At 72.0% G+C, this 19,858-nt stretch carries 23 protein-coding genes; 4 read left to right on the plus strand and 19 right to left on the minus strand.

Annotation, left to right across the window (positions count from 1 at the left end; all coding sequences use genetic code 11):
• Positions 1-92: 92 nt before the first annotated feature.
• The 7 genes from ACF1FZ_RS01685 to tsaB form a co-directional block, all read right to left on the minus strand.
• Positions 93-437: a hypothetical protein gene (locus ACF1FZ_RS01685; protein ID WP_391771381.1), complete on the minus strand. Its 345-nt coding sequence runs from the start codon at positions 435-437 to the stop codon at positions 93-95.
• 255 nt (positions 438-692) lie between these two features.
• Complete coding sequence (locus tag ACF1FZ_RS01690; RefSeq protein ID WP_391771382.1) at positions 693-965, minus strand: DUF1876 domain-containing protein; 273 nt, start codon at positions 963-965, stop codon at positions 693-695.
• Positions 966-1,043: 78 nt separating this feature from the next.
• Positions 1,044-1,505: a VOC family protein gene (locus ACF1FZ_RS01695; protein ID WP_391771383.1), complete on the minus strand. Its 462-nt coding sequence runs from the start codon at positions 1,503-1,505 to the stop codon at positions 1,044-1,046.
• A gap of 99 nt (positions 1,506-1,604) precedes the next feature.
• Positions 1,605-1,874, minus strand: coding sequence for a hypothetical protein (locus tag ACF1FZ_RS01700; RefSeq protein ID WP_391771384.1), 270 nt, complete (start codon positions 1,872-1,874; stop codon positions 1,605-1,607).
• Positions 1,871-2,971, minus strand: coding sequence for a tRNA (adenosine(37)-N6)-threonylcarbamoyltransferase complex transferase subunit TsaD (gene tsaD, locus ACF1FZ_RS01705; protein ID WP_391771385.1), 1,101 nt, complete (start codon positions 2,969-2,971; stop codon positions 1,871-1,873). Before tsaD ends, ACF1FZ_RS01700 begins: the two co-directional genes overlap by 4 nt.
• Positions 2,971-3,462 (minus strand): ribosomal protein S18-alanine N-acetyltransferase, encoded by a 492-nt coding sequence (gene rimI / locus ACF1FZ_RS01710; RefSeq protein ID WP_391771386.1) that lies wholly within the window; start codon positions 3,460-3,462, stop codon positions 2,971-2,973. The genes tsaD and rimI overlap by 1 nt, the downstream gene beginning before the upstream one ends.
• The gene (gene tsaB / locus ACF1FZ_RS01715; RefSeq protein WP_391771794.1) at positions 3,459-4,106 is read right to left on the minus strand and encodes a tRNA (adenosine(37)-N6)-threonylcarbamoyltransferase complex dimerization subunit type 1 TsaB; all 648 of its coding nucleotides are present in this window, start codon (positions 4,104-4,106) and stop codon (positions 3,459-3,461) included. Before tsaB ends, rimI begins: the two co-directional genes overlap by 4 nt.
• Positions 4,107-4,242: 136 nt before the next feature.
• Here tsaB and ACF1FZ_RS01720 point away from each other — a divergent pair, with 136 nt between their 5' ends.
• Positions 4,243-4,833: a hypothetical protein gene (locus tag ACF1FZ_RS01720; RefSeq protein WP_391771387.1), complete on the plus strand. Its 591-nt coding sequence runs from the start codon at positions 4,243-4,245 to the stop codon at positions 4,831-4,833.
• 34 nt (positions 4,834-4,867) lie between these two features.
• On the opposite strand, the gene ACF1FZ_RS01725 is transcribed toward ACF1FZ_RS01720, so the two are convergent.
• From ACF1FZ_RS01725 to glmS, 8 genes are all read right to left on the minus strand, one after another.
• On the minus strand, positions 4,868-5,062 hold the full coding sequence (locus ACF1FZ_RS01725; RefSeq protein ID WP_391771388.1) for a hypothetical protein: 195 nt from the start codon (positions 5,060-5,062) through the stop codon (positions 4,868-4,870).
• Positions 5,063-5,229: 167 nt separating this feature from the next.
• Positions 5,230-5,763, minus strand: coding sequence for a tRNA (adenosine(37)-N6)-threonylcarbamoyltransferase complex ATPase subunit type 1 TsaE (gene tsaE / locus ACF1FZ_RS01730; protein WP_391771389.1), 534 nt, complete (start codon positions 5,761-5,763; stop codon positions 5,230-5,232).
• Positions 5,764-5,782: 19 nt separating this feature from the next.
• A complete protein-coding gene (locus ACF1FZ_RS01735) occupies positions 5,783-7,009 on the minus strand; it encodes an alpha/beta fold hydrolase (protein WP_391771390.1) in 1,227 nt (408 codons plus the stop codon).
• A gap of 56 nt (positions 7,010-7,065) precedes the next feature.
• Positions 7,066-8,220, minus strand: a complete 1,155-nt coding sequence (gene alr, locus ACF1FZ_RS01740; RefSeq protein WP_391771391.1) for an alanine racemase — start codon at positions 8,218-8,220, stop codon at positions 7,066-7,068.
• 61 nt (positions 8,221-8,281) lie between these two features.
• Positions 8,282-8,668 carry a DUF488 domain-containing protein gene (locus tag ACF1FZ_RS01745; RefSeq protein ID WP_391771392.1) on the minus strand — a complete coding sequence of 129 codons (387 nt, stop codon included), beginning with the start codon at positions 8,666-8,668 and terminating at the stop codon, positions 8,282-8,284.
• 37 nt (positions 8,669-8,705) lie between these two features.
• The gene (locus ACF1FZ_RS01750) at positions 8,706-10,157 is read right to left on the minus strand and encodes an NAD(P)H-hydrate dehydratase (RefSeq protein ID WP_391771393.1); all 1,452 of its coding nucleotides are present in this window, start codon (positions 10,155-10,157) and stop codon (positions 8,706-8,708) included.
• A 4-nt stretch (positions 10,158-10,161) separates the two neighbouring features.
• Complete coding sequence (locus ACF1FZ_RS01755; protein WP_391771795.1) at positions 10,162-10,530, minus strand: holo-ACP synthase; 369 nt, start codon at positions 10,528-10,530, stop codon at positions 10,162-10,164.
• A 12-nt stretch (positions 10,531-10,542) separates the two neighbouring features.
• Positions 10,543-12,390, minus strand: a complete 1,848-nt coding sequence (glmS, locus tag ACF1FZ_RS01760; RefSeq protein ID WP_391771394.1) for a glutamine--fructose-6-phosphate transaminase (isomerizing) — start codon at positions 12,388-12,390, stop codon at positions 10,543-10,545.
• Between the two features lie 159 nt (positions 12,391-12,549).
• Between glmS and ACF1FZ_RS01765 the strand changes: the two genes are divergently transcribed.
• The 3 genes from ACF1FZ_RS01765 (at position 12,550) to ACF1FZ_RS01775 (ending at position 15,353) form a co-directional block, all read left to right on the plus strand.
• Positions 12,550-13,128, plus strand: a complete 579-nt coding sequence (locus ACF1FZ_RS01765; RefSeq protein ID WP_391771395.1) for an HIT family protein — start codon at positions 12,550-12,552, stop codon at positions 13,126-13,128.
• Positions 13,129-13,382: 254 nt separating this feature from the next.
• The gene (gene coaA / locus ACF1FZ_RS01770) at positions 13,383-14,375 is read left to right on the plus strand and encodes a type I pantothenate kinase (RefSeq protein ID WP_391771396.1); all 993 of its coding nucleotides are present in this window, start codon (positions 13,383-13,385) and stop codon (positions 14,373-14,375) included.
• 18 nt (positions 14,376-14,393) lie between these two features.
• On the plus strand, positions 14,394-15,353 hold the full coding sequence (locus ACF1FZ_RS01775) for a DUF389 domain-containing protein (RefSeq protein ID WP_391771397.1): 960 nt from the start codon (positions 14,394-14,396) through the stop codon (positions 15,351-15,353).
• 7 nt (positions 15,354-15,360) lie between these two features.
• Here the strand turns inward: ACF1FZ_RS01775 and glmM are convergent, their stop codons facing one another.
• The 4 genes from glmM to ACF1FZ_RS01795 form a co-directional block, all read right to left on the minus strand.
• The gene (gene glmM / locus ACF1FZ_RS01780; protein WP_391771398.1) at positions 15,361-16,719 is read right to left on the minus strand and encodes a phosphoglucosamine mutase; all 1,359 of its coding nucleotides are present in this window, start codon (positions 16,717-16,719) and stop codon (positions 15,361-15,363) included.
• 217 nt (positions 16,720-16,936) lie between these two features.
• Complete coding sequence (gene rpsI, locus ACF1FZ_RS01785; protein ID WP_014154572.1) at positions 16,937-17,464, minus strand: 30S ribosomal protein S9; 528 nt, start codon at positions 17,462-17,464, stop codon at positions 16,937-16,939.
• A 45-nt stretch (positions 17,465-17,509) separates the two neighbouring features.
• The gene (gene rplM / locus ACF1FZ_RS01790; RefSeq protein ID WP_030914195.1) at positions 17,510-17,953 is read right to left on the minus strand and encodes a 50S ribosomal protein L13; all 444 of its coding nucleotides are present in this window, start codon (positions 17,951-17,953) and stop codon (positions 17,510-17,512) included.
• 226 nt (positions 17,954-18,179) lie between these two features.
• Complete coding sequence (locus tag ACF1FZ_RS01795) at positions 18,180-19,799, minus strand: ABC-F family ATP-binding cassette domain-containing protein (RefSeq protein WP_391771399.1); 1,620 nt, start codon at positions 19,797-19,799, stop codon at positions 18,180-18,182.
• Positions 19,800-19,858: the final 59 nt, after the last annotated feature.

Genomic DNA, 19,858 nt, shown 5'->3' on the forward strand with positions numbered 1-19,858 from the left:
CGCCGCGACCAGCGTTTCCGCCGGGGCCCCGGCGGGCGTCCGCAGCACCCGGCGGCGACGGGCGAACGCCTTCACGAGAACGGTCAGCCCCGTCAGCCGGGCGAGGAACCCGGGCCCCGCCGGCCAGGCCGCCAGGCCGTACGTCTCCGGTCCGCCCTGGCGGTCGCCGGGACGGCCGCGCAGCCGAAGAGTCCCGCCGCACAGCGCGTGAACGACATCGGCAGCCACGCCAGGCTCACCCGCGGCCGGTGCGGGAGCATGTCCCCCTCCGGGCCGCGGCCCGGCGCACCCCACCGCACGAGCAGACGGTGGCCCCCCAGGCCCCTGGCCACGTCCACGGCCATGAGGACGGCCGCGGGGACCAGCACGGCGGCACCCACGACGAGGCAGCCGGCCTCCGGGGTCACACCGAGGACGTCGTGGGCGTCCTCGGACATGAGGAACGCCGGACCCACCGGGCACCATCCGAGCGCGGCGGCTCCGCCCCCGTCCGGAGGAGCCCGAGCCGCCCGGGCCCGACGGACGTCTTCACCAGATCAGTGAGGACGATCACCCGGTTCCTCAGCAGGACGTCACGGCCGGGCCGCATCTGTGTCTCCGCGGGCGGAGGCGGCGGAAGCGGTGGACGACCGGGCACGGACCAGAGGTCACCGAGTGCGCGCCCCGCCCGAGGGCGGTGGACCGGCCCCGGGTCAGGTCAGCGGGTACGACGTGCGGCCGGACGCCTCGTCGATCTCGTCGTGTGCCTTGGTGAGCAGCTTCATCGCCAGTTCGTTGAGCGCACGGGCACCCGCGATCTCCTCGCCGACCCTCGGCTGCTCCGCGTCGGAGGGGTGACGGCTGGCGTACCCGTGGGACCGCACCTCGGTCCCGTCACTCAGCCGCACCATCGCGGCCGCGCGCGTCCGGTGGGTGTCCTCCTCGAATTCCAGCTCGATGTGCCAGCCGACGGCTGTCTCCATCATGACGCTCACCTCCCGGGATTCCTGCTTCCAGGGTGCGCCCGATCCCCCGCCCGCGCACGGCGTGCGGCACCGGGCGCCTCAGGCGTCCCGCAGGGCCTGGACGTCCAGCTTCCGCATCCCCGTCATCGCCTTCATCACGCGGTCGGCCCTGACCCGGTCGGGACCGCCGAGCAGCTCGGGCAGCGCGCGCGGGACGATCTGCCAGGACAGACCGTACTTGTCCTTCAGCCACCCGCACACGCCCTCCTCGCCGCCCTCGGTGAGCTTCGCCCACAGGGTGTCGACCTCCCCCTGGTCCTCGCAGTCCACGCTCAGCGAGACGGCCTCACTGAAGTGGAACTGCGGGCCGCCGTTGAGCCCGAGGTACTCCTGGCCGGCGAGCACGAAGTCGACGGTCAGCACCGAGCCCGCCTGCGGGGACCCCTCGCTCCAGTAGGTGATGTCCCCGATGCGGGAATCACCGCCGAAGACCGAGACGTAGAACTCCGCGGCTTCCTGGGCCTGGCTGTCGAACCACAGACAGGGCCTGATCTTCTGCATGGCTTCTCTCCTCTCACACGAGGAACGTCGTCGTTCGCTGTGCAAGGTGGACCGGTCCCGCGCCGGAAACTCATCGGAACACGCGCGGCCGTACGCCCGTCAGCCGGCCGCCGGACCCAGGGATTCGAACCGCCACCGGTGCACCGGGCGGCTGATCAGCCCGGCCTCCGGCCCGGGCAGCTCGGGCAGCCCGTCGTCGTATCCGGCGTCCCACCACGTCAGCACCAGGACCCGCTCCTGCGGGGCCCGCAGGAGCTCGCTGCGCAGCGGCGCCGGGGCCAGCTCCGCCGCCCGGGCCCGGGCCCACTCCAGCAGCTCCGCGCCGCGGCCCTCGGCGGCGCGGGCCTCCCACATCAGGGCGACGGTCATGAGTAGAGGTTGTCCTTGCTGATCTCGTGCACATGGTCGTGGTCATGGCCGTGCGCACCCGGTACATGGGGCTCCGTGACCGGCAGCGAGGAGTCCGCCGAGAGGTCCAGGTCCGACGCCGGGCGGTTGCGCGCCACCATCTCCGCGCCCAGTGCGGCGACCATGGCCCCGTTGTCCGTGCACAGCCCCGGCCTGGGGACCCGCAGCCTGATGCCCGCCTTCGCACACCGCTCCTCGGCCAGGGCCCGCAGCCGTGAGTTCGCCGCGACACCGCCGCCGATCATCAGGTGGTCGACGCCCTCGTCCTTGCAGGCCCTGACCGCCTTGCGGGTGAGGACGTCCACCACGGCCTCCTGGAAGGACGCCGCCACGTCCCGCACGGGAACGTCCTCACCGGCCGCGCGCTTCGCCTCGATCCAGCGCGCCACGGACGTCTTGAGACCGGAGAACGAGAAGTCGTACGCGGGGTCGCGCGGGCCGCTCAGCCCGCGGGGGAACGCGATCGCCTTCGGATCTCCCTCCCTCGCCAGCCGGTCGATGACCGGTCCGCCGGGGAAGCCGAGGTCCAGCACCCGGGCGATCTTGTCGAAGGCCTCGCCCGCCGCGTCGTCGATGGTCGCGCCCAGCGGCCGTACGTCGTTCGTGATGTCCGGAGCCAGCAGCAGTGAGGAGTGCCCGCCGCTCACCAGCAGCGCCATCGTCGGCTCGGGCAGCGGGCCGTGCTCCAGCTGGTCGACGCAGATGTGCGAGGCCAGGTGGTTCACCCCGTAGAGCGGCTTGTCCAGCGCGTACGCGTACGCCTTGGCGGCCGATACTCCGACGAGCAGCGCCCCCGCGAGCCCGGGGCCGGCCGTGACGGCGATGCCGTCGAGGTCACGGGCGCTGATCCCGGCGTCCTTCAGGGCGCGCTCGATGGTGGGGACCATCGCCTCCAGGTGGGCGCGGGAGGCGATCTCCGGGACGACTCCGCCGAAGCGGGCGTGCGTGTCGACGCTGGACGCGACGGCGTCGGCGAGGAGCGTCGTGCCCCGCACGATGCCGACGCCGGTCTCGTCGCAGGAGGTCTCGATACCGAGTACGAGCGGTTCGTCAGCCATCAGTCTGTCTCTGTTCCTTGTACGGTCAGGCGCATGACGAGTGCGTCGATGTTCCCCGGCTGGTAGTAGCCCCGGCGGAAGCCGATGGGCTCGAAGCCGAAGCGTTCGTAGAGCTTCTGCGCGCGGGTGTTGTCGACACGGACCTCCAGGAGCACGGCGGTGCACTCGAGGGCCGTGGCGTGCCGGAGCAGGTCGGTCAGGAGTTCGGAGCCGAGGCCGCCGCCCCACTGGCCGCGGCTGACCGCGATCGTCTGGACGTCGGCGAGGTCGCCGGCCGAGGCGAGGCCCGCGTAGCCGACGATCCGGCCGTCGGCGGGGTCCTCGGCGACGACGTAGCGGTGGGTGGCCCGGGGCCCGCGGGCGCGGGCCAGTTCGGACCAGAACATGCCGGCCGACCAGGCGTCCTCGGGGAACAGCTCGTGTTCCAGCTCCAGCACCGGCTCGATGTCCCACCAGCGCATCTCGCGGAGCACAGCGGTCGCGGTGGTCACTTGGGGGTGACCACCTTGTAGTTCTTCGGGACCTGGGCGTCGGGCCTGCGGAGGTAGAGCGGCTGCGGCGGGAGCGGAGCGTCGCCGGCGGCCAGGCGTTCGGCGGCCAGGGAGGCGAGCGCCCCGGCGGAGACGTGCTCCGGGCCGCGGGCGTCCGGGAATGCCTCGGGGTAGAGCAGGGCGCCCGCACCGACGACGGACAGTCCGGCGAGCCGGTCCGCGATGTCGGCGGGCCGGTCGACGGCGGGTTCGCCGGCCCGGGTGCGGGAGTCCTCGTACCGTGCCCAGTAGACCTCCTTGCGGCGTGCGTCGGTCGCGACGGCGAAGGGGCCTTCGACGCCGTCCAGCCCCGCGGCGTACGCGAGGGCGTCGAGCGTGCACAGCCCGTGCACCGGCACGGAGAGGGCGGAGCCGAAGGCCGCCGCGGTGACCAGGCCGACGCGCAGCCCGGTGTACGGGCCGGGGCCGACCCCGACGGCCACGTCGGTCACGGCGTCGAGCTTCACCCCGGCCTCGGCGAGGACCCTGTCGACGGCGGGCAGCAGCAGTTCCCCGTGCCTCCGGGCGTCGACCTGACCGGTCTCGGCGACGACGGAGGTCCCGTCGTGAAGGGCGGCGGTGACGGCGGGGGTGGCGGTATCCATGGCGAGCAGCAGCACACGAACAGCCTACGGCTCCGCCGGCCCGGCCACGGCAGGCCGTGCAGCGTCCCGTTCCGCCCTTCCGCTGCTGATACCGTCGCCGGGGTATACGTGTGTACGACGTAAATACTTGTACGACATGTGGCCGACGCATGTGAAAGGGGACCTCACGGTGGCACGGGGCAGCTCGGGAATCGTGGCCGGGCTCACTGCCGCGGCGGTGGCCGCGGTCTGTTTCCTCGCCTACCAGGCGTCGGCGAACGCGCCCGACTCGGTCGACGCCTCCTCGGCCGGGGCTGCCGGGCCGTCGGCGTCCCCTTCGCCGAAGCCCACGCCGACCGAGCAGCCGCTCGCGGTCCCGGCGGGCTCCGGCGCGGGGGCCCGCGTCGTGTACGCGCTGGAGGACCGCCGCGTGTGGATCGTGGACGACCAGGAGAAGGCCCTCCGGACGTTCTCCGTGATGCCGAGCGCGGTGAGCCCGCCGCCGGGCGCGTACCAGGTCACCTCGCGCTCCGGCAGTATCAAGGGGTCCGACGGCGTCCCGATCGAGCACGTGGTGCGCTTCGCGAACGTCGACGACGTGTCCGTGGGCTTCAGCGCCGCGCAGGACGACTCGATGCCCAGCCCCGACCCCACGATGAAGACCGGCGGGGTGCGGATGAAGCGGGCCGACGGCAATGTGCTGTGGACCTTCGCGACGGTCGGCGTGAAGGTCGTCGTCGTCCCTTAGCGCGCGCGTCCTGCCGTGCCGTCGGGCCCAGGGGTCACGCCGCGTCGCGGCCCGCTTCGAACCGTGCGTCCTCGGCGTCGTCCTCGGCGGCGTGATCGCCGCGGGGCGGGGTCGACACCGCCGTCGCGGCCGCGCAGGAGGCCAGCAGGTCCTTCATGGACACCGCGGACGCCGGCGGTGGCTCCGCCTGCGACGACTGCGGCTGCACTTCACGCTCGGGTGCCGGCATGGATGCCTCCTCGGGCTTCGGCGAGAGACCTGGTTAGGTACACCTAACCCATCTCTGTACCCATGTGACCACGAGGGGAGCCCCTGGCGCAACATTTTACCGACGCAGTGTCGGAAAGTGCCCGGGAGCGGGTGCGGAGGCCGCTCGGCCGGGCCGCCCGCCCCACCTCAGAGCGCCGCCAGCTCCGCGTCCAGCCCCGCCCAGCGCGTGCCGATCCCCACCAGGGTCACTGTGCGGCGCTCGTCGTCCGTGTCACCGACCGCGCGGTCGATCACCACCCTCAACCGGTCCTCCGACAGCTCCTCGACCTTGCCGTCGCCCCACTCCACGACGACCACCGACTCCGGCAGTGACACGTCGAGGTCCAGGTCCTCCATCTCGTCGAGGCCGCCGCCCAGGCGGTACGCGTCGACGTGGACCAGGGCCGGGCCCTCGCCCAGGGGCGGATGGACCCGGGCGATCACGAAGGTCGGCGAGGTGACGGCACCCCGCACCCCGAGGCCTTCACCGAGCCCGCGGGTCAGGGTGGTCTTGCCCGCGCCGAGCTCGCCGGTGAGCATCACCAGGTCACCGGGGGCCAGCAGTCCGGCGATCCGGCGGCCCAGGTCCTTCATCTCTTCGGGGGACTCCACGGCGACGGCCAGGGTGACGGTGCCCGGTGCGGCGGTGCCGGTCGCCGGGCGGTTGTGCGCTGCTTCCATGCCGACCAACGGTAGAGGATCAGGGCGCCCCGGCCGGAACCGCGCCGATCCGCACCAGCAGGTCCGCGAGCCGGTCGGTCACCGTCTCCGGGTGCTCCAGCATCACCAGATGACCGGCGTCCGGCACGATGACCAGCTCCGCGTCCGGGAGCTCGTCCGCGATGGCCTCGCTGTGCGAACTGGGCGTCACGAGATCCTTGTCACCGGCCAGGATCAGCACCGGAAGCCCGCGGAAGGCGGGCAGGGCCCCGCTCTTGTCGTGCTCGGTGAACGCCGGGTAGAACTCGGCGACCACATCGATCGGGGTCGACTCGATCAGGCGCTCGGCGAACCGCGCGACCGCCGGGTCCACGTCGCGCGAGCCGAACGAATACCGTTTGATCAGCCCCGCGAAGAGGTCGGCGGTCGCCCGCCGCCCCCGCTCCACCAGCTCGGCCTGCGATCCGAGCGCCTTCAGCACCCCGGGCAGCACGCGGCGCACCGCGTTCACGCCCGCCACCGGCAGACCGAAATTCACCTCGCCGAGCTTGCCGCTCGACGTCCCCACGAACGCGACCGCGGCCACCCGGTCGCGGATCAGCTCCGGATACCGGTCGGCGAGCGCCATCATCGTCATCCCGCCCATGGAGTGCCCGACCAGCACCAGCGGGCCCTCCGGCGCCGCCGCGTCGATGACCGCCTTGAGATCACGGCCGAGCTGGTCGATACCGAGCGGCACGCCCTCGCCCTGCGCCCTGCCCCGCTCGGAGCGGCCGTGGCTGCGCTGGTCCCAGTGGACCGTGCGGACCAGGCCGCGCAGCGCGGCCCGCTGGAAGTGCCAGGAGTCCTGGCCGAGACAGTAGCCGTGGCTGAAGACGACGGTCAGGGGCGCGGGGTCCTTGCTGCCGAACAGCCTGCGCCGGCGCGTCCCCGAGCCCGCGGGGGCGGGGGCGCCGGGACCCTCGCCCGCACGGCTCGTACCACCGTCCGGTTCGATCTCGTCGACCTCGTAGTACAGCTCGGTGCCGTCGTCCGCCACCGCCCGGCCGGGCAGCCCGCGCAGGGATCCGTACGGGCCGGAGGCGTCCAGTGCGAGGCGGGCCTTCTTGCGCATGCCCCGGCCCACCGTGAGCCGTTCGACGGCGACGCCCGCGGCCGCGCCCGCGGCGATGACGCCTATCGCCGCTCCGGCGAAGCCCGCCCGGCGCCAGCCGGCCGCCGCGACGGCCGCCGTCGCCACCACGTCCTCCGCGCTGGTCTCGCTCACCGTGCCGTGCTCCTTCGTCGTTGTCGTCGGACCGTGGTCGTGGCCGGTGCCAGGCCTCAGCCCCGGCCGGAGCCCTCGTGGAGATGGACGCGCGGGACGCGTACGCCGATGCGCGTGACGATCTCGTACGCGATCGTGCCGGCCGCTTCGGCCCAGTCCTCCGCGCTCGGCTCGCCCCGGTCCCCCGGCCCGAACAGCACCGCCTCCGCGCCCGCTTCGAGGGGGTCGCCCCCGAGGTCGACCACGAACTGGTCCATGGCCACCCTGCCCGCGATCCTGCGTACCGCACCTCCGACCAGGACGGGGCCCCGGCCGGAGGCGTGGCGCGGGATGCCGTCGGCGTACCCGACGGGCACCAGGGCGAGCGTCGTCCCGGCGGAGGTCGTGTAGTGGTGCCCGTAACTGATGCCGTGGCCCTGGGGTACCTGCTTGACCAGCGCGACGGAGGCGGCGAGCGTCATGACGGGCCGCAGCCCGAAGTCGGCCGGGGTGCCCAGCTCGGGGCTGGGCGAGATGCCGTACATCGCGATCCCGGTGCGTACGAGGTCGAAGTGGGACTCGGGCACCGTGAGCGTCGCCGGGGAGTTGGCGATGTGCCGCACCTCGGGCCTGACGCCTTCCTTCTCCGCGTACGCCACCATGTCGCGGAAGACGTCCAGCTGAGCGGTGATCGACGGGTGGCCGGGCTCGTCGGCACAGGCGAAGTGCGACCAGAGCCCGGTGACGCGCAGGATGCCCGCCTCCTCGGCGGCGCGGGCGGCCGAGACGAGTTCCGGCCAGTCGGCGGGCTGACAGCCGTTGCGGCCCAGGCCCGTGTCCGCCTTGAGCTGGATCCGGGCCGGGACACCGGCGTCCGTGGCGGCCGCGACGACCTCGTCCAGCGCCCACATCCCGCTCACCGAGACGTCGATGTCCGCCTCGACCGCCTGACGCCAGGGGCCGCCCGGCGTCCACAGCCAGCACATCACCCGGCCGCCGATCCCGGCCTCCCGCAGGGCGAGCGCCTCCTGCGGGGTGGCGGTGCCCAGCCAGGCCGCCCCGGCCTCCAGCGCCGCCCGGGCGCAGGGCACCGCCCCGTGCCCGTAGGCGTCGGACTTCACCACGGCCATGAGCTGTGCCCCGGACGCCCGCGCGCGCAGGGCGCGCACATTGGCGCGCAACGCGGCGAGGTCGATCTCGGCACGGGCTCTCAGGGTCGCTGTCTCGTTCATCGCGCCCAGTGTCTCAGAGCCGTACGTCTGTGCTCTCGGCCTCCTGTGCCCGGTGAGGCGGTCAGCGGTGGTCGAGGGCCTTCTCCAGGTGGCCGACGAGGACCGGGACGTGGCCGGCCGGGACGTCCTTCACGGCCGTGACGAGGGTGACGGGACCGCCCCGGCGCAGCAGGGCGAGCAGTTCCTCGACGGCCTCGGTGTGCCCGGGGTCGCCGAGCTCGGTGCGGTAGCGCTCCACGAAGTCGTCGTACCGGCCGGCGGAGCGGTCCTCGTGGTACCAGGTGCGGAGCTCCTTCGAAGGCGCCACGTCCTTGGCCCACAGGTCGACCGCCGCGTCCTCCCTGGAGATCCCGCGCGGCCAGAGCCGGTCCACCAGGACACGGCTGCCGTCGTCGTCCTCCGGCGGGTCGTACACCCTGCGTACCCGGATGCCGCTGCCGCTGCCCACGGCCGATCACCTCCCGTTCCCGTGGTTCCAGCGTGGATCAGGCCCGCACGTCCCGCCAGGCCGCCGGTACGGCGTCCGCGACGTCCTGCGCGGCGACCGGCGCCCCGTCCGAGGCCCGGCGTGCCGCGAGCCCGTGCAGATAGGCACCCACCGACGCGGCGTCGCGCGGCGCGAGGCCCGCGGCCAGCAGCGAACCGGTCAGCCCGGACAGCACGTCGCCGCTGCCCGCCGTGGCCAGCCACGGCGTACCGGTCGGATTGACGCGCACGGGCAGGCCCCCGGGTCCGGCCACCAGGGTCGTCGAGCCCTTGAGCAGCACGGTGGACCGGTAGCGCGCGGCCAGTTCCCGTACGGCGGCGAGCCGGCCCGCCTCGACCTCCTCGCGTGGCACCCCGAGCAGCGCCGCTGCCTCGCCGGCGTGCGGGGTGAGGACGGTGGCCGCGGTCCGGGACCGCACGGCCTCGGCGTCCATGAGCCGCAGCCCGTCCGCGTCGACCAGCACGGGGACGTCCGCGGCCAGCACATCGGCCACCGCCTCCGAGGACGCCGTGGAGTCGCCGAGTCCCGGCCCGACCACCCAGGCCTGCACCCGCCCGGCCTCCGAGGGCCGGCCGGGGTGCACCAGCGTCTCCGGGAAGCGGGCGGTCACCGCGCCGGCCCCGGGGCCGGCGTACCGCACGGCTCCCGCGCCGCCGCGCAGCGCACCCGCGACCGCGAGCACGGCGGCACCCGGGTAACGCTCCGAGCCTGCGGCCACCCCGACGACCCCGCGCCGGTACTTGTCGCTCTCGGCTCCGGGCACGGGCAGCAGGGCGGCCACGTCGGCGTACTGGAGGGCCTCCAGGTCCGGCCGTGCGGGCAGTTCCGCTTCCAGTCCGATGCCGACGAGCCGGAGTGCGCCCGCGTGCTCGGCGGCCGGATCGACGAGCAGCCCCGGTTTGTACGCGCCGAAGGTGACCGTCGCGTCCGCCCGTACGGCCGCACCGAGCACCTGGCCGGTGTCCGCCTCGATCCCGCTCGGCAGATCCACCGCGAGCACGGGCGCGTGGCCCCCGGTGACCGCGTGCACCAGTGCGGCCGCTCCGGGGCGCAGGCCGCCGCGGCCCCCGATCCCGGTGATGCCGTCGACGACGAGGTCGACGGGGCCGAAGACCCCGAGGTCCGGTCCGTCGAGGACCTGCCCGCCCGCCGCCAGCAGGGCCGCCAGTCCGGCCCTGTGGATCTTGTCCGGCGAGGTCGGCACGGCCCGTACCCCGGCTCCGCGCCGGGCCAGCCGGGCGCCCGCGTACAGCGCGTCGCCGCCGTTGTCACCACTGCCGACGAGGAGGAGCACCCGGGACCCGTACACCCGCCCGTTGCGGCGGAGCAGGTCACCGCAGGCCACCGCGAGGCCGGCGGCCGCCCGCTGCATCAGCGCCCCTTCCGGCAGTCGTGCCATCAGTGCCTTCTCGGCGGCCCGTACGGTTTCGACGCTGTAGGCATGTCGCATACCGTCAACCCTCCGCGATCACCACGGCCGACGCCACCCCCGCGTCGTGGCTGAGCGACAGGTGCCAGGTGCGGACGCCGAGTTCGGCCGCCTTCGCGGCGACGGTGCCGCGCACCTCGAGGCGTGGCCGCCCGCTCTCCTCGACGCACACCTCGGCATCGGTCCAGAGCAGTCCACCCGGCGCGCCGAGCGCCTTGGCCAGGGCCTCCTTGGCGGCGAACCTGGCCGCCAGCGAGGCGATCCCCCGCCGCTCCCCGCCGGGCAGCAGCAACTCCCGCTCCAGAAAGAGCCGTTCGGCCAACTGGGGGGTCCGCCCCAGCGCGGCGCCGAAGCGCTCGATCTCCGCCACATCGATCCCGACCCCAATGATCACGCGCTCACTCACTCATTCGACTGTCACGGACTTCGCCAGATTGCGCGGCTGGTCCACCTCGTTGCCCCGGGCGGTCGCCAGCTCGCAGGCGAAGACCTGCAACGGCACCGTGGCGACCAGCGGCTGAAGCAGCGTAGGCGTAACCGGGATCCTGATGAGGTGATCGGCGTACGGTACGACCTCGTCGTCGCCCTCCTCGGCGATGACGACGGTACGGGCGCCCCGGGCCCTGATCTCCTGGATGTTCGACACGATCTTGTCGTGCAGCACCGAACGGCCGCGCGGGGACGGCACGATCACGACGACCGGCAGGCCCTCGTCGATCAGTGCGATCGGCCCGTGCTTGAGCTCCCCGGCGGCGAAGCCCTCGGCATGCATGTACGCGAGCTCCTTGAGCTTCAACGCACCTTCCATCGCAACCGGGTAGCCCACGTGCCGGCCCACGAAGAGCACGGTGCCGTGGGCGGACAGGGAGCGGGCCAGTTCACGGACCGGCTCCATGGTCGCCAGCACGCGCTCGACCGCACCGGACATCTCGGAGAGCTGGCGTACGACGGTGCGGATCTCGTCGCCCCACTTGGTGCCGCGTACCTGGCCGAGGTACAGCGCGACGAGGTAGCAGGCGACGAGCTGTGTCAGGAACGCCTTGGTGGAGGCGACGGCGACCTCGGGGCCCGCGTGCGTGTAGAGGACGGCGTCCGACTCCCTGGGGATGGTCGAGCCGTTCGTGTTGCAGATGGCGAGGACCTTCGCCCCCTGTTCACGGGCGTGCCGGACCGCCATCAGCGTGTCCATCGTCTCGCCCGACTGCGAGATCGCGACGACGAGGGTGCGCTGGTCCAGGATCGGATCGCGGTAGCGGAACTCGCTGGCGAGCTCTGTCTCGCAGGGCAGCCTGGTCCAGTGCTCGATGGCGTACTTGGCGATCATCCCGGCGTGGAAGGCGGTCCCGCAGGCGACGACGACGACCTTGTCGACCTCGCGGAGCACGCCCTGCGGGATGCGCACCTCGTCGAGGTGGAGCGCGCCCGAAGCGTCGGTCCGGCCGAGCAGCGTGTCGGCGACGGCCTTGGGCTGGTCGGCGATCTCCTTGAGCATGAAGGAGGCGTAGCCGCCCTTCTCGGCAGCCGACGCGTCCCAGTCCACGTGGTACTCGCGCAGGCCGGCGGGCCGGCCGTCGAAGCCGGTGACCGTGGCCCCGTCCCGGCGCAGCTCGACCACCTGGTCCTGGCCCAGCTCGATCGCGTCCCTCGTGTGCGCGATGAAGGCGGCCACGTCGGAGGCGAGGAACATCTCGCCGTCCCCCACCCCCACCACCAGAGGCGAGTTCCGCCGGGCCCCCACCACCGCGTCGGGCTCGTCCGCGTGCACGGCGACCAGGGTGAACGCGCCCTCCAGCTGCCGGCACACCTGCCGCATGGCCTCCGCCAGGTCACCGCCCGAGGAGTACGCCTCGGCCAGCAGGTGGGCGACCACCTCGGTGTCGGTCTCGGAGGTCAGGTCATGGCCCCGTCCGGCCAGCTCCTCGCGCAGGGCGGCGAAGTTCTCGATGATCCCGTTGTGCACGACGGCGACCCGGCCGGCGTTGTCGAGATGCGGGTGGGCGTTGGCGTCGGTGGGCCCGCCGTGCGTGGCCCACCGGGTGTGCCCGATCCCGGCGTTCCCGGCCGGCAGTGGCCGGTTCTTGAGCTCCTTCTCCAGATTGAGGAGCTTTCCCGCCTTCTTGGCGGAGGCCAGCCCTCCGTCCGCGAGGACGGCGACCCCGGCGGAGTCGTACCCCCGGTACTCCAGCCGCTTCAGTCCCGCGACAACGACGTCCTGCGCCGACTGCACCCCTACATATCCCACGATTCCACACATATCGGCACCATAAGGCCGTACGGAAGCCGGGGACAGCAGGGGTGGGCCACGCGCGGACGGTGTCCGCCCCCGGACCCGCACGGCGGCGGCCCCCGGACCCGTCCACCACCGGCGCTCCGCTCCTCCCCCATGACGACGCCCGGTTGACACACCTGCACCATGGAAGCGCGGTTCGACGTCCTTCCCCCGCGCGAGCGCATCGCATCCGACCGCCACTGGCGGGTGGCCCACGCCACCGGCACCTCGCTGCCCGGATGGCTGGTCCTGCTGCCCCGGCGGCACGTCACGGCGGTCCACGACCTCACCGACGCCGAGGCCGCCCTGGGAGCCTTGCAGGTCAGGCTCTCCCGGGCCCTGCGCACCGTGACCGGATGCGCCAAGACGTACACCGCCCAGTTCGCGGAGGCCGAAGGTTTCGCCCATGTGCACTTCCACGTCGTACCGCGCCCGGAGGACCTGCCACCGCGACTCCACGGCCCGGGCGTCTTCGGACTGCTCCGGGCACCGGAACCGGAGCGACTGACGGCGGACCGGGCGGACCACATGGCACACGCGCTCATGGCCGAGCCGGGCGACCGGCAGAACCGGGTGTCACCTGGCGGGCACCCTCCCGCACATGCGACAGGGCGACGACCGATTCCGGGGACAGCCGCAGGCTCTGCCGCGGGTCGCAGCCATCACCGGTCAGAACATCGTCACGCCGGACCCAGCCCCTGCGGTGGAGCGGGCCCCACGTGAGGGCATGGGCCGCGGCACACCGCGCGGACCACCCCGAGACGCGCAGCCCACCCCACGACGTGAAGGCGGTGCTCCCTGGGATCCGGTGCGCCGGGGGACGGTGCTGGTCGGCGTCGTCGTGGAGAACGGCCGGTCCGTGAGGGGCGGCGGTGGCGGCGACGATCAGGTCCACGGCCGCGTCCACAGGCCCTCGGCCGGCCCCACGTGACCGACCCCACCCCCCACTCCGCCCGAACTCCCGCGACAATGAGTGCGTGATCACTTCGCCCGCACGGAGCCCCCGACGCACCGAGCACGCGCCGACGCCCTATGTCGACCTGACCCGGGCGGAGTGGAGCGCCCTGCGCGACAAGACACCTCTGCCGCTGACCGCCGAGGAGGTCGAGAAGCTGAGAGGGCTCGGCGACGTCATCGACCTCGACGAGGTCCGGGACGTCTATCTGCCGCTCTCCCGCCTGCTCAACCTCTACGTCCAGGCCACCTCCGGCCTGCGCGGGGCCCTGAACACCTTCCTGGGTGACGCGGGGAACGGGCACGGCGAGCAGCGCGGCACTCCGTTCGTCATAGGGGTCGCCGGGAGTGTCGCGGTCGGGAAGTCCACCACGGCCCGCATCCTGCAGGCGCTGCTGGCACGCTGGCCGGAGCACCCCCGGGTGGAACTGGTGACGACCGACGGTTTCCTGCTGCCGATGAAGGAGCTCCAGAGGCGTGGCCTGATGTCGCGCAAGGGCTTCCCCGAGTCTTACGACCGGCGGGCACTGACCCGGTTCGTCGCCGACATCAAGGCCGGCAAGGACGAGGTGACGGCTCCCGTCTACTCCCACCTGATCTATGACATCGTGCCGGGCGAGCGGCTCACCGTGCGCCGTCCCGACATCCTGATCGTCGAGGGACTGAACGTGCTGCAGCCCGCACTGCCCGGCAAGGACGGCCGGACCCGGGTCGGTCTCGCGGACTACTTCGACTTCAGCGTGTACGTCGACGCACGCGCCGAGGACATCGAGAACTGGTACCTCCACCGTTTCCGCAGGCTGCGCGAGACGGCGTTCCAGAACCCGTTCTCGTACTTCCGCAAGTACACGCAGGTCTCCGAGGAGGAGGCGCTGGACTACGCGCGCACCATGTGGCGGACCATCAACAGGCCCAACCTGCTGGAGAACGTGGCGCCGACGCGCGGCCGTGCCACTCTGGTGCTCCGCAAGGGGCCGGACCACAAGGTCCAGCGTCTGTCGCTGCGCAAGCTCTGACACCGGAGAGGGTGCCTCGTGCTGCATCTGCGCCTCATCGTGCCCGCCGACCGCACCGATGAGGTGGTCGCACTGCTCGAGCGGACCGTGGGCACCGCCCATCTCGCGGTGCTCGCGGGTGCTGCCCGGAGCCCGGCGGGCGATGTGGTCCTGTGCGACGTGGCCCGCGAGGCGGGTGACGAACTGATCGGTGTGCTGCGGGAGATGGGCATCGACAGCTCCGGTTCGATCACTGCCGAGAACATGGACCTCACCCTCTCCAGGCACGCCGACGAGGCCGAACGCGCGGCGCCGGGTGAGGGCGCGGACGCAGTGCTCTGGGAAGAGCTGAGCGAGGTGACCCACGAGGAGTCGACCTTCAGCGTCACCTATGCGGCCTTCCTCGCCCTCGCGACGATGCTCGCCGCGTGCGGTGTGATGCTGGACAACGCGGTCCTGATCGTGGGAGCGATGGCGGTGGGCCCGGAGTTCGGCCCGCTCGCCGGGATCTCGACGGCACTGGTGCAGCGTGAGCCCCGGCTGGTGGGGCGTTCCCTGTGGGCGCTGATCGGCGGCTTCGCCGTGGCCATGGTGCTGACGGCCGGTTTCGCCTGGCTGCTGGACGCGCTCGGGCTCTTCACCGAGGACATGGTCAAGGCGGAACGCCCCAACACCGGTTTCATCTGGCACCCGGACTGGATGTCGTTCGTGGTGGCGCTCCTCGCGGGCGTCGCGGGGACGCTCTCGCTGACCTCGGCGAAGTCGGGCGCGCTGATCGGCGTGGCGATCTCGGTGACCACGGTGCCCGCCGCCGCCAACGCCGCGGTCGCCTTCAGCTACCAGGACCTGCGGCAGACCTGGGGGTCGTCGGAGCAGCTGCTGGCCAACCTGGCCGGTATCGTCCTGGCCGGCACCTGCACGCTGCTGGTCCAGAAGGCCTTGTGGGCGGTGCAACGCCGGAAGGACCCGGCCGTGAGGCCGGGTCCTTCCGGGAGCTGAAAAGACGTCAGCCGAGCGCGGACTTGACCACGTCGGCCAGCTGACCGGCCACGGCGCGCGCCTGCTCGATGTCGGCCGCCTCGACCATGACCCGTACGAGCGGCTCGGTGCCGGACTTGCGCAGGAGTACGCGCCCGGTGTCACCCAGCTCGCTCTCGGCCCGGGACACCGCGGCGGCCACCTCCGGCGAGGTGTCCACGCGGGACTTGTCGACGTCCGGCACGTTGACGAGGACCTGCGGGAGGCGCTGCATCACCCCCGCCAGCTCGGCGAGCGTACGTCCGGTGGCGGCGACCCGGGCCGCGAGCATCAGCCCGGTCAGCGTGCCGTCGCCCGTCGTGGCGTGGTCCAGGACGATGACGTGGCCGGACTGCTCTCCGCCCAGCGCGAAGCCTTCGGCCTTCATCGACTCCAGGACGTAACGGTCACCGACAGCGGTCTGGACGAGCTGGATGCCTTCGCGCTCCATCGCCATCTTGAAGCCGAGGTTCGACATGACCGTGCCGACGACGGTGTCCTTGCGCAGGTGGCCGGCCTCGCGCATGGCGAGGGCGAGCACGGCCAGGATCTGGTCGCCGTCGACCTCCTCGCCGGTCTCGTCCACGGCCAGGCAGCGGTCCGCGTCACCGTCGTGCGCGATGCCGAGGTCGGCGCCGTGCTCGACGACGGCGGCCCTCAGCAGCTCCAGGTGGGTGGAACCGCAGCCGTCGTTGATGTTGAGGCCGTCCGGTTCGGCACCGATGGTGACGACCTCGGCCCCGGCCCGGGCGAACGCCTCGGGTGAGACGCGGGCGGCGGCACCGTGTGCCTCGTCGAGGACGACCTTCAGCCCGTCGAGCCGGTTGGGCAGGACTGCGATGAGGTGGGCGACGTAGCGGTCGAAGCCCTCCGCGTAGTCGGTCACCCGGCCCACACCGGCGCCGGTCGGCCGGGCCCAGGGCTCACCGGTGCGGTGCTGCTCGTAGACCGTCTCGATGCGGTCCTCCAGCTCGTCGGCGAGCTTGTGGCCACCGCGGGCGAAGAACTTGATGCCGTTGTCGGGCATGGCGTTGTGGCTGGCCGAGAGCATGACACCGATGTCCGCGCCGAGCACACCGGTGAGATAGGCCACGGCGGGGGTGGGCAGCACACCGACGCGCAGCACGTCCACGCCGGCGCTGGCCAGGCCCGCCACGACGGCCGCCTCCAGGAACTCTCCGGACGCGCGGGGGTCGCGGCCCACCACAGCGGTCGGCCGATGCCCCTCGAAGGTGCCCGCCTCGGCCAGTACGTGCGCCGCCGCGACCGAGAGTCCGAGCGCGAGCTCGGCCGTCAAGTCCGCGTTGGCGACACCGCGCACGCCGTCCGTGCCGAAGAGTCGTCCCACTGGTGTCCTCCGAAGATGCTCCGAAACCGCAAACCAACGTACTGAAAAAAGGGCAGAGCGAGGCAAGGCACAGCAAAGCAGGGCACCTGGAACCGCCAACCCTATAAACGTGCAAACGTCTTAAGCCGTTATACGCCCGCACGGGCTGATAAACGAACGCCCCAGCAGCACGGTGTGTGCCGCCGGGGCGAACGTGTGAAGCAGACGAGCAGGCGATTTAGCGCTTGCTGTACTGCGGGGCCTTACGGGCCTTCTTGAGACCGGCCTTCTTGCGCTCGACCGCACGGTCGTCGCGGGAGAGGAAGCCGGCCTTCTTCAGCGTGGCGCGGTTGTTGTCCACGTCCGCCTCGTTCAGCGCGCGGGCCACACCGAGGCGCAGGGCACCGGCCTGACCGGAGACGCCGCCACCCGAGATACGGGCGATGACGTCGTAGCGGCCGTCGAGCTCGAGCACCTTGAAGGGCTCGTTGACTTCCTGCTGGTGCACCTTGTTGGGGAAGTAGTCCTCAAGGGTGCGACCGTTGATCTTCCACTTGCCGGTGCCCGGAACGATCCGGACACGGGCGATGGCGTTCTTGCGACGGCCAAGGCCGGCCGCGGGCTGCGGGTCGCCGAAGCGGCCCGCGAGCGACTCGGAGGTGTACTCACCCTCGACGGGGACCTCCGACTCGAAGGTGGTCACCTCGGCGAAGGTCTCTTCACCCTCGGTACCCTCGACGGGCGTCTCAACAGTGGTCTCGGCCACGATTCTCCTCAGATCTTTCTTTACGTCTTAGGGGGGAGGCCGGAACTACTGCGCGACCTGGGTGATCTCGAACGGGACCGGCTGCTGCGCAGCGTGCGGGTGCTGGTCGCCCGCGTAGACCTTGAGCTTCGAGAGCATCTGACGACCCAGGGTGTTCTTGGGGATCATGCCCTTGATGGCCTTCTCGACGGCCTTCTCGGGGTTCTTCGAGAGCAGCTCGTCGTAACGCACGGAACGGAGACCGCCCGGGAAGCCCGAGTGGCGGTACGCCATCTTCTGGGTCTTCTTGTTACCGGAGAGGTGGACCTTCTCGGCGTTGATGATGATGACGAAGTCGCCCATGTCCATGTGGGGGGCGTAGATCGCCTTGTGCTTGCCTCGGAGGAGGTTCGCAGCCGTGGTGGCCAGACGGCCCAGGACGATGTCCTCGGCGTCGATGATGTGCCACTGGCGAGTGACATCGCCGGGCTTGGGGCTGTACGTACGCACTTCGTAGCCTTCGCTTCTTCAGTGGATGAGGTCCAGACACATGGCACCCCTGAAGCGATCATGCAGCTGGGACCCACAATGCCGGGAACGCTGCCCGTATGCGAGCCACTGGTAACTGCTCCAGAGAACCTACGTAAGGCTCTTCGCGTGAGAACGACGAGGCCAATACGTATAACAACCCCCGACAGTACCCGCCCCGCCCCGGACGGGTCAAAACGCACCGCCCCTACCGCTCCCGTTCGACCCGCCGCTCGTCCCAGACGGGCTCCGTGGACTCCCGCACCACCCCGTCCGAGCCGAAGACCAGGTACCGGTCGAAGGACTTCGCGAACCAGCGGTCGTGGGTGACGGCCATGACCGTCCCGTCGTACGCCTCGAGCCCGTCCTGCAGGGCCTCGGCCGACTCCAGGTCCAGGTTGTCCGTCGGCTCGTCCAGCAGGAGCGCGGTCGTTCCGGCCAGCTCCAGGAGCAGGATCTGGAACCGTGCCTGCTGCCCGCCGGACAGCCTCTCGAAGGCCTGGTCGCCCTGGCGCTCCAGCTCGTAGCGCCGCAGCACCGACATCGCACCGCCACGGTCCTTGGCGTGCTCCGTCCACAGGATCTCGACGAGGGTCTTGCCGAGCAGCTCCGGATGGGCGTGCGTCTGCGCGAAGTGGCCGGGCACGACCCGCGCACCGAGCTTCCACTCACCGGTGTGCGCCACGGGCTCCCCCGCCAGCAGCCGCAGGAAGTGTGACTTGCCCGACCCGTTGGAGCCGAGCACGGCGACCCGCTCCCCGTAGTAGATCTCCAGGTCGAACGGCTTCATCAGACCGGTCAGCTCCAGGCGGGTGCACGTCACCGCCCGCACCCCGGTCCGCCCGCCGCGCAGCCGCATCCTGATGTCCTGCTCGCGGGGCGGCTCCGGCGGCGGCCCCGCCTCCTCGAACTTCTTGAAGCGGGTCTGCATCGCGTGGTAGCGGTTCGCCATGTCGGGGCTGTTCGCCGCCTGTTGCCGCATCCGCAGGACCAGCGCCTTCAGCCGCGCGTGCTCCTCCTCCCAGCGCCGCAGGAGCTCCTCGAAGCGCGCGAACCGCTCCTTGCGCGCCTGGTGGTACGTGGCGAATCCGCCACCGTGCACCCAGACGTCCGAGCCGGCCGGGCTGGGCTCCACGCTCACGATCTTCTCGGCGGCCCGCGAGAGCAGCTCCCGGTCGTGGGAGACGAAGAGCACCGTCTTGCGGGTCTCCCTGAGCTTCTCCTCCAGCCACCGCTTGCCGGGGACGTCCAGGTAGTTGTCCGGCTCGTCCAGGAGCAGCACCTCGTCCGGTCCCCTGAGCAGTGCCTCCAGGACCAGCCGCTTCTGCTCGCCACCGCTGAGCGTGCGCACCTCGCGCCACTGCGCCTTCTCGTACGGGACGCCGAGCGCGGCCATCGTGCACATGTCCCACAGCGTCTCGGCCTCGTAGCCCCGGGCCTCCGCCCAGTCGCTCAGCGCCTGCGCGTACGCCATCTGCGCGGCCTCGTCGTCAACCGCGAGGATGCGTTCCTCCGCCGCGTCGACGGCCTTCGCCGCCTCCCTGATGCGGGGCTGCGCCACGGACACCAGCAGGTCGCGGACGGTGCGCTCGTCCCGCACGGAACCCACGAACTGGGCCATCACGCCGAGCCCGCCGCTCACCGAGACCGAGCCGCCGTGCGGCTGGAGCTCTCCGGCGAGCAGCTTCAGGAGTGTCGTCTTGCCCGCGCCGTTCGCGCCGACGAGGGCGACGACGGCGCCGTCGGCCACCCGGAACGAAGCGTCGCCGAGCAGCACCCGCCCGTCCGGTAGGTAGTACTCCAGGTGGCCCGCTTCGAGATGTCCCATGCACAGCATTGTCGCGGCAGGCGGAGCTCTGACCCAACCGGATTACGGCCGGCCCGGTG

Origin of the sequence: Streptomyces sp. NPDC014623 (assembly GCF_043088245.1) — a bacterium.
Taxonomy (GTDB): domain Bacteria; phylum Actinomycetota; class Actinomycetes; order Streptomycetales; family Streptomycetaceae; genus Streptomyces.